Origin of the sequence: Streptomyces sp. AC512_CC834 (assembly GCF_019049325.1) — a bacterium.
Classification (GTDB): domain Bacteria; phylum Actinomycetota; class Actinomycetes; order Streptomycetales; family Streptomycetaceae; genus Streptomyces.
Window position 1 is genome coordinate 21422 of the sequence record NZ_JAGMUO010000028.1, and the last position, 12896, is coordinate 34317.

13 protein-coding genes are annotated in these 12896 nt (G+C 71.8%); 6 read left to right on the forward strand and 7 right to left on the reverse strand.

The features are described from left to right. The first annotated feature begins 44 nt into the window (after window positions 1-44). Complete coding sequence (locus KUM40_RS10895) at window positions 45-707, forward strand: TetR/AcrR family transcriptional regulator (protein ID WP_217165583.1); 663 nt, start codon at window positions 45-47, stop codon at window positions 705-707. 70 nt (window positions 708-777) lie between these two features. Here the strand turns inward: KUM40_RS10895 and KUM40_RS10900 are convergent, their stop codons facing one another. After that, window positions 778-2043 (reverse strand): glycoside hydrolase family 18 protein, encoded by a 1266-nt coding sequence (locus KUM40_RS10900; RefSeq protein WP_217165584.1) that lies wholly within the window; start codon window positions 2041-2043, stop codon window positions 778-780. Between the two features lie 356 nt (window positions 2044-2399). Between KUM40_RS10900 and KUM40_RS10905 the strand changes: the two genes are divergently transcribed. Further along, complete coding sequence (locus KUM40_RS10905) at window positions 2400-3575, forward strand: acyl-CoA dehydrogenase family protein (protein ID WP_217165586.1); 1176 nt, start codon at window positions 2400-2402, stop codon at window positions 3573-3575. On the opposite strand, the gene KUM40_RS10910 is transcribed toward KUM40_RS10905, so the two are convergent. Together KUM40_RS10910 and KUM40_RS10915 are read right to left on the reverse strand one after the other, a co-directional pair. Continuing rightward, on the reverse strand, window positions 3538-3837 hold the full coding sequence (locus tag KUM40_RS10910; RefSeq protein ID WP_217165588.1) for a hypothetical protein: 300 nt from the start codon (window positions 3835-3837) through the stop codon (window positions 3538-3540). The genes KUM40_RS10905 and KUM40_RS10910 overlap by 38 nt on opposite strands. Before the next feature lie 280 nt (window positions 3838-4117). Further along, window positions 4118-4555 (reverse strand): hypothetical protein, encoded by a 438-nt coding sequence (locus tag KUM40_RS10915; protein ID WP_217165589.1) that lies wholly within the window; start codon window positions 4553-4555, stop codon window positions 4118-4120. Between the two features lie 278 nt (window positions 4556-4833). On the opposite strand from KUM40_RS10915, the gene KUM40_RS10920 reads away from it, so the two are divergent. From KUM40_RS10920 to fxsA, 4 genes are all read left to right on the forward strand, one after another. Further along, window positions 4834-5274, forward strand: a complete 441-nt coding sequence (locus KUM40_RS10920; protein ID WP_217165590.1) for an Lrp/AsnC family transcriptional regulator — start codon at window positions 4834-4836, stop codon at window positions 5272-5274. Between the two features lie 239 nt (window positions 5275-5513). Next, the gene (locus tag KUM40_RS10925) at window positions 5514-7118 is read left to right on the forward strand and encodes an amidohydrolase (RefSeq protein WP_217165591.1); all 1605 of its coding nucleotides are present in this window, start codon (window positions 5514-5516) and stop codon (window positions 7116-7118) included. A 538-nt stretch (window positions 7119-7656) separates the two neighbouring features. Continuing rightward, window positions 7657-8583, forward strand: a complete 927-nt coding sequence (locus KUM40_RS10930) for a polyprenol monophosphomannose synthase (protein ID WP_217165592.1) — start codon at window positions 7657-7659, stop codon at window positions 8581-8583. A 46-nt stretch (window positions 8584-8629) separates the two neighbouring features. Continuing rightward, a complete protein-coding gene (gene fxsA, locus KUM40_RS10935; RefSeq protein WP_217165593.1) occupies window positions 8630-9202 on the forward strand; it encodes an FxsA family membrane protein in 573 nt (190 codons plus the stop codon). Between the two features lie 117 nt (window positions 9203-9319). On the opposite strand, the gene KUM40_RS10940 is transcribed toward fxsA, so the two are convergent. The 4 genes from KUM40_RS10940 to KUM40_RS10955 form a co-directional block, all read right to left on the reverse strand. Then, window positions 9320-9694: an RNA polymerase-binding protein RbpA gene (locus KUM40_RS10940; protein ID WP_109379407.1), complete on the reverse strand. Its 375-nt coding sequence runs from the start codon at window positions 9692-9694 to the stop codon at window positions 9320-9322. A gap of 277 nt (window positions 9695-9971) precedes the next feature. Next, on the reverse strand, window positions 9972-11327 hold the full coding sequence (locus KUM40_RS10945; RefSeq protein ID WP_217165594.1) for an MFS transporter: 1356 nt from the start codon (window positions 11325-11327) through the stop codon (window positions 9972-9974). Window positions 11328-11381: 54 nt separating this feature from the next. After that, window positions 11382-12149 carry a glycerophosphodiester phosphodiesterase gene (locus tag KUM40_RS10950; protein ID WP_217165595.1) on the reverse strand — a complete coding sequence of 256 codons (768 nt, stop codon included), beginning with the start codon at window positions 12147-12149 and terminating at the stop codon, window positions 11382-11384. Further along, entirely contained in the window at window positions 12146-12859 is a 714-nt protein-coding gene (locus KUM40_RS10955) for a YitT family protein (RefSeq protein WP_217165596.1), read from the reverse strand. Before KUM40_RS10955 ends, KUM40_RS10950 begins: the two co-directional genes overlap by 4 nt. Window positions 12860-12896: the final 37 nt, after the last annotated feature.

Here is a 12896-nt window from a genome sequence, read left to right on the forward strand (position 1 = left end):
CATACTGCGGATGTCCCGCCGCCCGTAGGAGACCAGGGTCGAAATTGAATATCAGTCAACAACGTGCCGACGCCCGTCCCCGGGCGCGCGGCACCGAGCGCTCGCTGGCACGCCGCGCCGAACTCATCGCCATCGGGCGGAGGTTGTTCGCCGACACGTCGTACGACGCGCTCTCGATGGACGACATCGCCCGCCAGGCGCATGTCGCCAAGGGGCTGATCTACTACTACTTCCAGTCCAAGCGGGGCTACTACCTGGCCATCATCCAGGACTCCGTCGCCGGCCTCGTCACCACCGCCGCGCGCGGCACCGAACTGCCGCAGGTGGACCGGGTCCATCGCACCATCGACGGCTATCTGCGCTACGCCGAGCACAACCAGGCGGCGTACCGCACCATCGTCAGCGGCGGAGTCGGCTTCGACGCCGAGGTGCACGCCATCCGGGACGGGGTGCGGGAGGCCATCGTCGCCACCATCGCCGAGGGCGCGTACGGCCGCTCCGACATCGGATCGCTGGCCCGCATGGGCCTGCTCGCCTGGGTGTGCAGTGTCGAGGGCGCCACCCTGGACTGGATCGGCCGGCCCGAACTGCCCCGCGAGACCATGCGCGAGCTGCTCGTGAGGTCGCTCGGCGGCACCCTGCGCGCCATCGAGGAGTTGGACCCCGCCTATCCGGCCCCGGCCCCCGCCCGCCGGGACGGCGCCTGACGCAGACGACGACTGACGAAGGGGCGGAGGCCCGAACCGGCCTCCGCCCCTTCGCCCCCCGTATCCAGGGTCAGTCGATCGCCTTGATCAACTCACCGTCCGCGGTGTCACCACTCAGCTCCCAGAAGAACGTGCCGCCCAGGCCCTGCTCGTTCTTGTAGGCCATCTTGGTCGAGATGGTCTCCGGAGTGTCGTAACTCCACCAGTCACTGCCGCACTTGGCGTACGCGGTGCCGCCCACCGTGCCGGTGGCCGGGCAACTGGTCTTCAGCACCTTGTAGTCCTCGATGCCGTTCTCGTACGTGCCCTTCGCCGGTCCGGTCGCGGTGCCGCCCGGTTCCGACTGGGTGACGCCGGTCCAGCCGCGGCCGTAGAAGCCGAGGCCGAGCAGCAGCTTCGAGGACGGGATGCCGAGCCCCTTGAGCTTCGCGATCGTCGCCGAGGTGTGGAAGTCCGCCTTCGGGATGCCGGAGTACGAGGTCAGCGGCGAGTGCGGCGCGGTCGGGCCGGTGGCGTCCCAGGCGCCGAAGAAGTCGTACGTCATCGGGTTGTACCAGTCGACGTACTGTGCCGCGCCCGCGTAGTCGGCCGCGTCGATCTTGCCGCCGGACGTCGCGTCGGCCGTGATCGCCGCGGTCACCAGGTAGTCCTGGCCGAACTTGGCGCGCAGCGCGCTCATCAGCTTCGGGAACGCGTCCCGGCCGCTCTCGTCGCAGCTCAGGCCGCAGGCGTTCGGATACTCCCAGTCGATGTCGATGCCGTCGAAGACGTCGGCCCACTTGGAGTTCTCGACCAGGTCGTAGCAGGACTGGGCGAACGCGGCCGGGTCCTTGGCGGCCTCGGTGAACCCGCCGGACCAGGTCCAGCCGCCGAAGGACCACAGGATCTTGAGGTCGGGGTGCTTCTTCTTCAGCTTGAGCAACTGGTTGAAGTTGCCGCGCAGCGGCTGGTCCCAGGTGTCGGCGACCCCGTCGACGGACTCGGCCGCGGTGTACGCCCGGTCGGTCGCCGCGTAGGCGTCGCCCATCGCGCACTTTCCGCCGGTGACGTTGCCGAACGAGTAGTTGATGTGGGTGAGTTTGTCGGCGGAACCCGAGGACTCGATGTTCTTGACGTGGTAATTGCGGTCGTAGACGCCCCATTCGGTGAAGTAGCCGACGACCTTGGAACCGGCCGCGGCCTGCTCGGCGGGGGCCTGCGGTGAGGCCGGTTCCGAGGAGGCCGTGGCCGTGGCCGTGCCGGCGCCGGCCAGCAGACCGGCTCCGAGGGCGACGGAACACAGGGCGGATACCAGCGCCCGGAGGGGGCGGACGCGGGGGAGGTGCGGGACGTGCATCGGGTGTCTCCTCGTGGGGGGAAGAGGGAGCGCGAGCCGATTGGCATGAACGCGGAAGACGTTCGGTGCGTCACCGTAGGAGGACTAGACCAGTGTGGTCAATGGTTCGGACCATTTCCGAGTCCGGGGGCCGGAATTCGGCCCTTCTGGACCGGCCGGGGCATTTCTTGAAGTAAGCGGTCGTTAACTGGTGACTCCATGCCTCCGATCGGGCATACTCACAGCGCACAGCCGCTGGTCAGCCGCTTCCGCGACCCGGGAGTGCGAGCATCGGCCAGGCCCGAACGACCCGGCGGATCCGCCTCCACCCAAGGCGCAGGTCCGTCGATGTGCCCGACAGGGAGGAGAGCGTCGCCATGCCCGACCGCGCCCCGCAGCCGGTGGACCGGCAACTGCCCACGGACGAGGCACGGGATCTGATCTCGCTCGTCCGCGACATCGCGCAGCGTGAGATCGCCCCGAACGCGGCCGAGGAGGAGGACGCCGGACGCTTCCCGCGCGAGGTCTTCACCCTGCTCTCCGACTCCGGCCTGCTCGGCCTGCCCTACGACACCCAGTTCGGCGGCGGTGAGCAGCCCTACGAGGTCTACCTCCAGGTCCTCGAGGAGTTGGCCGCCGCCCGGCTCACCGTCGGGCTCGGCGTCAGCGTGCACACGCTCGCCTCCTACGCGACGGCCGCCTACGGCACCAAGGAGCAGCAGGCCGAGTACCTGCCCGCGATGCTCGGCGGAGGCCTGCTCGGCGCCTACTGCCTCTCCGAACCCGCCTCCGGCTCGGACGCCGCCTCGCTGCGCACCAAGGCCGTGCGCGAGAGCGGCGGAGACTGGGTGATCACCGGCACGAAGGCCTGGATCACGCACGGCGGCATCGCCGACTTCTACACCGTCATGGCGCGCACGGGGGAGGACGGGCCGCGCGGCATCACCGCCTTCCTGGTGCCCGGCGATGCCGAGGGGCTGAGCGCGGCGGTGCCGGAGAAGAAGATGGGACTCAAGGGCTCGCCCACCGCGCAGGTCCACCTCGACGGCGTACGGGTGCCCGACGCGCGCCGCCTCGGCGACGAGGGCCAGGGCTTCACGATCGCCCTGTCCGCGCTCGAGTCCGGGCGGCTCGGCATCGCCGCCTGCGCGATCGGCGTGGCCCAGGCGGCGCTGGACGAGGCGGTGTCCTACGCGGTCGAGCGCCGGCAGTTCGGCAAGCCGATCGCCGACTTCCAGGGGCTGCGCTTCATGCTCGCCGACATGGCGACCCAGATCGAGGCAGGCCGTGCGCTGTACCTGACGGCGGCACGGCTGCGCGACGCCGGGCTGCCGTTCGCCAAGCAGGCCGCCATGGCCAAGCTGCACTGCACCGACACGGCGATGCGGGTCACCACCGACGCCGTACAGGTCCTCGGCGGCTACGGCTACACCGCGGACTTCCCGGCCGAGCGGTACATGCGCGAGACCAAGGTGCTTCAGATCGTCGAGGGCACCAACCAGATTCAGCGGATGGTCATCGCCCGTCACCTCGCGGGTCCAGAGGGACGGTGAAGTCGGGGGTGACGCGGAAGTCGCCGGTGGCGAAGAAGTCACCCGTCGCGAAGAAGTCACCGAGCCCGCGCGGGGGTTGCGCGAGCCTGACCCACTCCGGGTCGTGGCGCCCCGGCAGGGTTCGGCCGCCGTCGGCCCAGGTCCGCATCAGCTCACGGTAGATCGGCGGGTCCGGGATCTGCGGGGCCGGGGGGACCGGTCCCGCGGGCACCGGGACGAACACGCGGCGCCGACTCCCGGCCGCCGAGTACGTGGGGGTCATACCCGGGCAACGCGGCGAAGTGGGGACAGGTCACCGGCGGAGGTAATCGAGCTTGAGTTCGTGGGCGTCCGCCGCCAAGTCTCTGTTGCCTGACGAGGCCTGACGAGGCCTGACGAGGCCTGACGAGGCCTGACGTTGCCTCACCTTGCGTGACGAGGCCGGGCCCGGGCCGGGACACACCGAACCGCGCCACGGCGGCCTGCGAGCCCTGGCGCGGGTGGTGTGACGGGTAACGGGCGACGTCCCCCGAACGGGGCCGCCCGGACGCCCTCGGGTCGCCTCAGGCCGCCTCGTGCCGCATCGTCGGCACCCGCAGCGGGCGCGAGCCCGGGCCGCCGACGTGGGAGAAGGGCTGGGTCCGCCAGTCGAGGCCCCGGGGGAGCGTCAACAGCAGGGCGGTGTCCTGCTCGTGGGGCCGGGCCGACTCGTCCGCGGGGCGCGCCCCGGTGGCCCTGCGGCCGGTGCCGGCGCAGACCGTGAGCCCGAACGGGTTCCACGGCGAGGCGCACAGCGCGTGCTCCGGCAGCTCCTCCTCGTCCGCCAGCAGGGCGATGGGCTGCGCGCAGTCCGGGCAGATCACCCGGTACATCTCGAAGGTGTCGTAGGTGTCGAGTTCCTCGTCGTCGAACGCGTCGGGTTCGACGCCCTCCGATACGGGCTCGACGACCGGCTGCTGCCGCTTGGGCGCGGTACGACCAGGGCGCTTAAGACTCTGCATGGGATTCTCCCCCTCGGGCTGGGCCGTGACGGCACTGCGGCCTCGACCACAGCAAGCACTTCCCGTCCCCCCTCCGGGGTAATCACGAGAACATCACGGAGACTGTTCGGGGGGTGTGGTCTTCGTCACATGCCGCTCGCAGATGCCCCCTGCGGTGGGTTTGTCCCCGCCCGGCCCCCGACTGACCCCCGCCCGACGCCCCGTCACATCACGAACGGGGCATGACCCGGACTGCTCAGGTATCCGAGGAGATCAACCGCCCTGTAGGTTCTTGCGCCATGGAGGAGCTGGACCGACAGATCGTGCAGTTGCTCGTCAAGGACGGGCGGATGAGCTACACAGACCTGGGCAAGGCCACGGGCCTGTCCACGTCGGCCGTGCACCAGCGGGTGCGGCGGCTGGAACAGCGTGGCGTCATCCACGGCTACGCCGCGGTCGTCGACCCGGATGCCGTCGGACTGCCGATCACCGCCTTCATCTCGGTGAAACCCTTCGACCCCAGCGCCCCCGACGACATCGCGGACCGTCTGGCCGGCGTCCCCGAGATCGAGGCCTGCCACAGCGTCGCGGGCGACGAGAACTACATCCTCAAGGTCCGGGTTTCCACCCCGCACGAGCTGGAGGAACTGCTCGCGCGGGTGCGCTCCCTCGCCGGTGTCTCGACCCGCACCACCGTGGTCCTGTCGACCCCGTACGAGGCCCGCCCGCCGCGGATCTGACCGGCGCCCGCCAGGGCGTGCCGGACCCTGGCGGCCGCGGGGCGACGGCCACCGGGCCACGCCCACCGGCCGAAGCCCACCGGCCGAAGCCCACCGGACCACGGCCACCGGGCGGCGCCCACGGGCCACGCCCACCGGACCACGGCCCCGGCCGCCTCGCCGTCGGCCCGGCGCGGCCCTCGGGGCATGCGGACGCCCCGACTGCCGGGCCGCGCCCGCGAAGGGCGAGACTGGTGTCCATGAGCGAGCCCAACACCACGTCCACGACCGTCCTGCTGCGCCGCGGCGAGGTCCACAGTCCCGCCGACCCCTTCGCGACGGCCATGGTCGTCGAACGCGGCCAGGTCGCCTGGGTCGGCTCGGAGGGTGCCGCGGACGCCTTTGCGGACGGCGTGGACGAAGTGATCGACCTGGACGGCGCCCTCGTCACCCCGGCGTTCACCGACGCACATGTGCACACGACCACCACGGGGCTCGCCCTGACCGGACTCGACCTGTCCGGCGCCCCCGACCGGGCGTCGGCCCTCGCCCTCGTACGGGACTTCGCCGCGGCGCGCCCGGACGACCGCGTGCTGCTCGGCCATGGCTGGGACACGGCCCGCTGGCCCGACGGGCTGCCCCCGACGCGCGCCGAACTGGACGAGGCGACCGGCGGGCGCCCCCTCTATCTCAGCCGTATCGACGTCCACTCGGCCGTCGTCAGCACCGCCCTGCTCGACCTGGCGCCCGGTGGGCCCACCCGCGCGCAGGGCCCCCTCACCGGCGACGCCCACCACGCCGTACGCGCCGCGGCCCTCGGGGCCGTCACCCCCGCCCAGCGCGCCGGAGCCCAGCGCGCCGCCCTCGCGCACGCCGCCTCCCTCGGTATCGGAACCGTTCACGAATGCGCAGGCCCGGAGATCTCCTCCGAGGACGACCTCACCGGCCTGCTGCGCATGGCGGCCGGGGAGCCCGGGCCGCGGGTGATCGGCTACTGGGCCGAACAGGACGTCGACAAGGCGCGGGAGCTGGGCGCGGTGGGGGCCGCCGGGGACCTCTTCGTCGACGGCTCCCTCGGCTCGCACACCGCCCGCCTGCATCAGCCGTACGCCGACGCGGGCCACACCGGCACCGCCCACCTGGACGCCGCCGACGTCGCGGCCCACGTCGTCGCCTGCACCGAGGCAGGGCTCCAGGCGGGCTTCCACGCCATCGGCGACGCCGCCGTGACCGCCGTCGTGGAAGGCGTCCGGGCCGCCGCCGAGAAGGTCGGCCTCGCCCGCGTGCGCGGCGCCCGCCACCGGGTCGAGCACGCCGAGATGCTCACCCCTCAGACCGTCGCCGCCTTCGCCGAGCTGGGCCTGACCGCCTCCGTGCAGCCCGCCTTCGACGCGCTCTGGGGCGGCGAGGACGGCATGTACGCCCGGCGTCTGGGTGCCGAGCGGGCCCGCACCCTCAACCCCTACGCGGCCCTGCTGCGCGCCGGTGTGCCGCTCGCCTTCGGCTCCGACAGCCCGGTCACGCCCCTCGACCCGTGGGGCACCGTCCGGGCCGCCGCCTTCCACCGCACCCCGGAGCACCGCGTCTCCGTCCGGGCGGCGTTCACGGCGCACACGCGCGGCGGCTGGCGGTCGATCGGCCGCGACGACGCGGGCGTCCTCGTGCCGGGCGTGCCCGCGGACTACGCCGTGTGGCGCACCGGCGCACTCGTGGTCCAGACCCCCGACGACCGGGTGGCGCGCTGGTCGACCGACCCGCGCTCCGGCACCCCCGGCCTGCCGGACCTCACCCCGGGCCGGGACCTGCCGGTCTGCCTGCGTACCGTGGTGGGTGGCCGGACCGTCTTCGTACGGCCGGGCGAGTGATCTCCACGGCCGACGGGGCGATGATCTTCGCCCGGCTATGACCTGCGTCTCCTCCGCGCTGACCTGCGCGTTGACACCAAAGGCGCAGGTCGAACGACTGTTGACAGGCGACGGCGGGGGGCCGGTAGGTTCGGCCGAGTCCACCACCGGACGCCCGACCGGGGAATCTTCCACGTACGCGTCGCGGTGCCGCTGAGTCAGGGACGGTGTGCCGCACCGGGGCACCGCCACTGGGAGCCAGGCTCAGCGCTCGCACCGGGACGAGGGAACGTTCCGGCCGGTCGGGAGGTGGGACCCGGGTGGGGCCCGGGCGCTCAGTAGACAACGGCTTAGGTCGACCCGCAGCCGGCGGGTCCCAGGTCGGCCCGAAGGGCGCCGGGCCCCCATCCGTCGCACAAACGGCCCGAATCGGCCATCCCTACCCCGTTCTTGGGGAAACGACACCCCCGTAGGCACGTCCTGTCACGTCGGCGCAGGCCGCGGCGATTAAGGTGGTCCTCTGCGTACGGAACGATGCGTACGGAACGAAGGGGCAGTGGTGAACGACGGCGACGGGACGCCCGCGGCTGCGGGGCAGGGGAGGCGGTTCGGCCCCCTGGGCACGGCCTTGGTGATCATCCCGACCTACAACGAGGCGGAGAACATCAAGGCGATCGTCGCGCGCGTGCGCGAGGCGGTCCCCGAGGCACACGTTCTCGTGGCCGACGACAACAGCCCCGACGGCACCGGCAAGCTCGCCGACGAGCTGGCGGTCGGGGACGACCACGTCCAGGTCCTGCACCGCAAGGGCAAGGAAGGGCTGGGCGCCGCCTACCTCGCGGGCTTCCGCTGGGGCCTGGAGCACGGCTACGGCGTGCTGATCGAGATGGACGCCGACGGCTCCCACCAGCCCGAGGAGCTGCCCCGGCTGCTGACCGCCCTGAAGGGCGCCGACCTGGTGCTCGGCTCCCGCTGGGTGCCCGGCGGCCGGGTGGTGAACTGGCCCAAGTCCCGCGAGTTCATCTCGCGCGGCGGCAGCATGTACTCGCGGATCGCACTCGATCTGCCCCTGCGCGACATCACCGGCGGCTACCGCGCCTTCCGCAGCGAGACCCTGGAGGGACTCGGCCTGGAGGAGGTCTCCTCGCAGGGCTACTGCTTCCAGGTCGACCTCGCCCGTCGGGCGATCAAGGCCGGCTACCACGTCGTCGAGGTGCCGATCACGTTCGTCGAGCGCGAACTGGGCGACTCCAAGATGAGCCGCGACATCCTCGTCGAGGCCCTCTGGAGGGTCACCACGTGGGGCGTGGGGGAGCGGGTCGGCAAGGTCCTGGGCCGCGACAGGCAGGCGGCTCGCGCGCCGGTGCAGCCGGTGCAGCCGGTCCAGCAGGTTGAGCCGGCCGAGCAGGTTGAGCCGGCCGAGCAGGTCGAGGCGTCGGACGCGTCGGGCGACAAGTCGACAAAGGCGCCCGACAGGAACGTCTGACCGTCCTCTTATGCCGCACTGAGCCGGGGCCAGGCACACTGGAGGTATGACGACTGGCGCCCAGACCCCCAGGTCCCCCGCCCGGCCTCCACGCTCCCGGCTGCGCACGTTCCTGCCGCTGGGCGTCGCCCTGTGGCTCGTGCTGGAGATCTGGCTGCTGATCATGGTCGCGGGGGCGTCCAGCGGCTTCGTGGTCTTCCTGCTCCTGGTCGCGGGCGTCGTCCTCGGCTCCGTGGTCATCAAGGCGGCGGGCCGCCGGGCCTTCCGCAACCTCACGGAGACACTGCAACAGCAGCAGTCCGGCACACCGCCCGAGACCCGCCCCAACAGCGAGGGCAACGGCCTGATGATGCTGGGCGGGCTGCTCCTGATACTCCCCGGCCTGATCTCTGACGCGCTCGGCCTGCTGATGCTGCTTCCGCCGGTCCAGAAGGGCGTCAGCCGCTACGCGCAGCGGACGGTGGAGCGCAAGCTCCGCGACGCCGGCCCGGGCACCCTGGGCGACGCGTTCCGTCAGGCCCGCATGCACCAGCCGGACGGCAAGGTCGTCCAGGGCGAGGTCATACGGGACGACCCGGGCGACGCCCCGCAAGGCCCCCGCCCTCCGCTGTCCCGCTGAGCCTCCGGCCCGGTCCGGAGTCGGAGCGGAGCGCGGACACACCAAAACCGCGGGTGCCGTACGTGAGAATCACGTACGGCACCCGCGGTGTTCGGTTGTGTCGCCTACGGTTTCCCGCTACGCACTCTTGCGGCTGTCTCGCGGGTGAACCGCGATGTTCATCGCGCCGGAGCGCAGAACGGCCAGCCGCTCCTCGAGAACCTCTTCGAGTTCCTCGCGGGTGCGTCGCTCCATCAGCATGTCCCAGTGCGTACGCGCGGGCTTGCCCTTCTTCTCCTCGGGACCGTCGCCATCCACCAGGAGTGCCTGGGCCCCGCAGACCTTGCACTCCCACTCCGGCGGGATCTCCGCCTCGACCGAGAAGGGCATCTCGAATCGATGCCCCTTCTCGCATGCGTACTCCACGGCCTGGCGCGGGGCCAGGTCGATGCCGCGGTCCGTCTCGTAGCTGGTCACCACGAGGCGCGTGCCGCGAAGAGCTCGCTCACTCATGAATCGTGCCTCCCGGGCTTGTCGCCCACAGGACAGGTGTCGCTGTCGTCGTCATCCGGTCAACGTCCGGGCGGCGGTAAAGATTCCCGTTCCGACTCCCGATCCGGGCCCTGCGTCGCCGTCGCAGCCGCAGCCTTGCAACCAGTGCAGTACCCGCCGTCGTCCGGTTTGTCACCTCTGCTGGCAGATGTGACATTGCGTTTCGGCACCTTTGACGCGCAGTAACGGTACGCCTGGCAGGCCAAACGCGTACACTACAGCCCTTTCGCGCCGAGTGCTAAATCCTTTCGGGTACCGGATTGCCCGCGTCGCCGATCGCCCGCCGCACCGGGACCCGCGCGAGCAGCACGAAACCGATGACGAAGAACGCCACCAGCGAGATGATCGCGTCCCGGTAGCTTCCGGTCAGTTGGTAGGTGAGCCCGAAGAGCAACGGCCCCAGCCAGCTCATCCCGCGGTCGCTCAGCTCGTACGCCGAGAAGTACTCGGCCTCCTTGCCGGGCGGGACCAGGTGGGAGAACAGGGAGCGGGACAGCGCCTGGCTGCCGCCCAGGACGAGCCCGATCCCGGCGGCCAGCACGAAGAACCACACCGGTGCCCCGGCGGGAAGGAAGTACCCGGCCGCGAGGGTCACGGTCCAGGCGATCAGCGAGCCGAGGATCGTCCGCTTGGCCCCGTACGTCCGGGCCAGCCGGCCGAGCGCCAGCGCGCCCGCCACCGCCAGCACCTGGACCAGCAGTACCGCCACGATCAGCGTGGACTGCCCGAGGCCCAGTTCCTCGGAGCCGTAGACCGAGGCCTGGGAGATCACCGTCTGGATGCCGTCGTTGTAGACGAGGTACGCCAGCAGGAAGGACAGCGTCAGCGGCCGGCGGCGCATGTCGCGGACGGTCGCCGCGAGCTGCCGGAACCCGGGGAGCGCGGCCTCGCGCGCGGGAGTGCGGCGATCACGCAGACGGCTCAGCGGAATGAGCGCGAAGGCGCCCCACCACAGCCCCGCGGACGCCAGGCAGATGCGGACCGCGGCGCTCTCGCTCAGGCCGAAGGAGTCGTGGCCGGTGTAGAGGATCAGATTCGCGACCAGGACCAGTGATCCGGCCGCGTAGCCGAAGGCCCAGCCGCGGGAGGAGACCGCGTCGCGCTCCTCGGGCGGGGCGATCTGGGGCAGATAGGAGTTGTAGAGCATCATCGCCACCGACTGCGCCGCGTTGGCGACGACCAGGAGCACACCGCCGAGCAGATAGCGGTCGCCGCCGAGGAAGAACATCCCGGTCGTGGCCGCGGCGCCGGTGTACGCGGCGGCGGCCAGCAGTGGCTTCTTACGGCCCGAGCGGTCGGCGGCGGCGCCCACCAGGGGCATCACCAGTACCGCCACGATCACCGACAGGGACACCGAGTACGCGAAGAACGACCCGGCACGCACCGGTATGCCCAGCGGGTGGACGTATCCGTCCGCGTCCGCCGCCGACTCGGCGACCGACGTCAGATACGGCCCAAGGAACACGGTGAGCACGCTGGTCGAGTAGACCGAGCAGGCCCAGTCGTAGAAGTACCAGCCGCGCTGCTCACGCCGCCGTCCGGCGGCCCCGTCGGCGCCGTCGGCCGCGTCCGACCGCAGGGTGTCGGTGCCCACCCGTCCCCTCGCTTCCCCGTGCACGCGCACCGTCCCCCGGGCCCGGCCGGGCTCTCACGCCCAGACGCCGCGGTCCTCCATGACCTTGCGCAGTGTGTCGATGTGATCGGTCATGATGCCATCCACTCCCAGGTCGAGGAGCCGGTGCATGCGGTCCGGATCGTTCACCGTCCAGACGTGCACCTGCAGCCCGCGCGCGTGGGCCGCGCGGACGAAGCGCCGGTCCACCACCTGGACGCCTGCCTGGGCCTCCGGAACCTGCGCCGCCACCGCCGTGCGCCGCGCCGCCGCCGGCACGCCCCAGGAGCGCAGCCGCAGACCGAGGACGCCACGGGTGCCGTACGAGGTGGCCAGGCGCGGGCCGGCCAGCCGCTGGGCGCGGACCACACGCGCCTCGGAGAACGAGCCGACGCAGATCCGGTCCCAGGCGTCTCTCCGCCGGACCAGCTCCAGGAGGGGCCGCAGCGCCGGCTCCGCCTTCACGTCGATGTTCCAGCGCACCTCGGGGAAGGTCTCCAGCAGCTCCTCGAAGAGCGGCACCGGTTCCTCGCCCGCCACGCGCGCGTGGCGCACCTTCTCCCACGGCAGGTCGGCGATCCGCCCGGCCCCGTCCGTCACCCGGTCCAGGGTCGCGTCGTGGAAGGCGACGAGCTTCCCGTCCCGCGTGGCGTGCACGTCGGTCTCGATGTACCGGTAGCCCGCCTCGACCGCGCGGCGGAACTGCCGCAGCGTGTTCTCCAGGCCGTCCGCCGACCCGCCCCGGTGGGCGAAGGCGATCGGGCCGGGATGGTCGAGGTAGGGGTGGCGTATCGGCGTGGTCACCGACGCAGTATCGCGCGCCCGGGGCGACCGGCGGCAACCACCGTGCCGCCGTCCGGTGCCGACGGCACGGCGAACACACGCAGGAACACCTGGGCGAGCGGGCCGATCGACACCGCGTAGAGCAGGGTGCCGAGGCCGACCGTGCCGCCCAGGGCGAAGCCCGTCACGACGACGGTGATCTCGACGGCGGTCCGCACCAGGCGCACCGAGAGTCCCGTGCGCCGGTTCAGCCCGGTCATCAGGCCGTCGCGCGGGCCCGGTCCGAACCGCGCGGCGATGTACAGCCCGGTCGCCGCGCCGTTCAGGACGATGCCCGCCACCATCATGGCGATCCGCGGCGTCCAGCCGTGCCCGTCGGGCAGCACGCCCAGCGTCGCGTCCATCGCCGCGCCGATCACCAGCACGTTGGAGACCGTGCCGAGGCCCGGCCGCTGGCGCAGCGGGATCCACAGCAGCAGGACCGCGGCGCCCACGATGGTGAGCACCACGCCCATCGACAGACCGGTGTGCTCCGCGAGGCCCTGGTGCAGCACGTTCCACGGCTCCAGACCGAGCCCGGACCTGACCAGCAGGGCCGAACTCGCCCCGTACAGCACGAGACCGCCGTAGAGCTGTGTCAGTCGCCGCGCGAGATGCCGTCGCGGCTGCCCGGACTGCCCGGACTCACTGGTGTGCCTGGACTGCCTGGACTGCCTGGACTGCCTGGACACAACGTGCCCCCCTGTGTGGTGGTAGTGGCCTGCCGCA

Excerpts from the sequence above, each read along its gene's own strand:
- KUM40_RS10920 (WP_217165590.1), top strand. The coding sequence starts at position 4,834 with ATGGAGGAGCTGGACCGACAGATCGTGCAGTTGCTCGTCAAGGACGGG.
- KUM40_RS10905 (WP_217165586.1), top strand. The coding sequence starts at position 2,400 with ATGCCCGACCGCGCCCCGCAGCCGGTGGACCGGCAACTGCCCACGGAC.
- KUM40_RS10940 (WP_109379407.1), bottom strand. The coding sequence starts at position 9,694 with ATGAGTGAGCGAGCTCTTCGCGGCACGCGCCTCGTGGTGACCAGCTAC.
- KUM40_RS10900 (WP_217165584.1), bottom strand. The coding sequence starts at position 2,043 with ATGCACGTCCCGCACCTCCCCCGCGTCCGCCCCCTCCGGGCGCTGGTA.
- KUM40_RS10925 (WP_217165591.1), top strand. The coding sequence starts at position 5,514 with ATGAGCGAGCCCAACACCACGTCCACGACCGTCCTGCTGCGCCGCGGC.
- KUM40_RS10910 (WP_217165588.1), bottom strand. The coding sequence starts at position 3,837 with ATGACCCCCACGTACTCGGCGGCCGGGAGTCGGCGCCGCGTGTTCGTC.
- fxsA (WP_217165593.1), top strand. The coding sequence starts at position 8,630 with ATGACGACTGGCGCCCAGACCCCCAGGTCCCCCGCCCGGCCTCCACGC.
- KUM40_RS10915 (WP_217165589.1), bottom strand. The coding sequence starts at position 4,555 with ATGCAGAGTCTTAAGCGCCCTGGTCGTACCGCGCCCAAGCGGCAGCAG.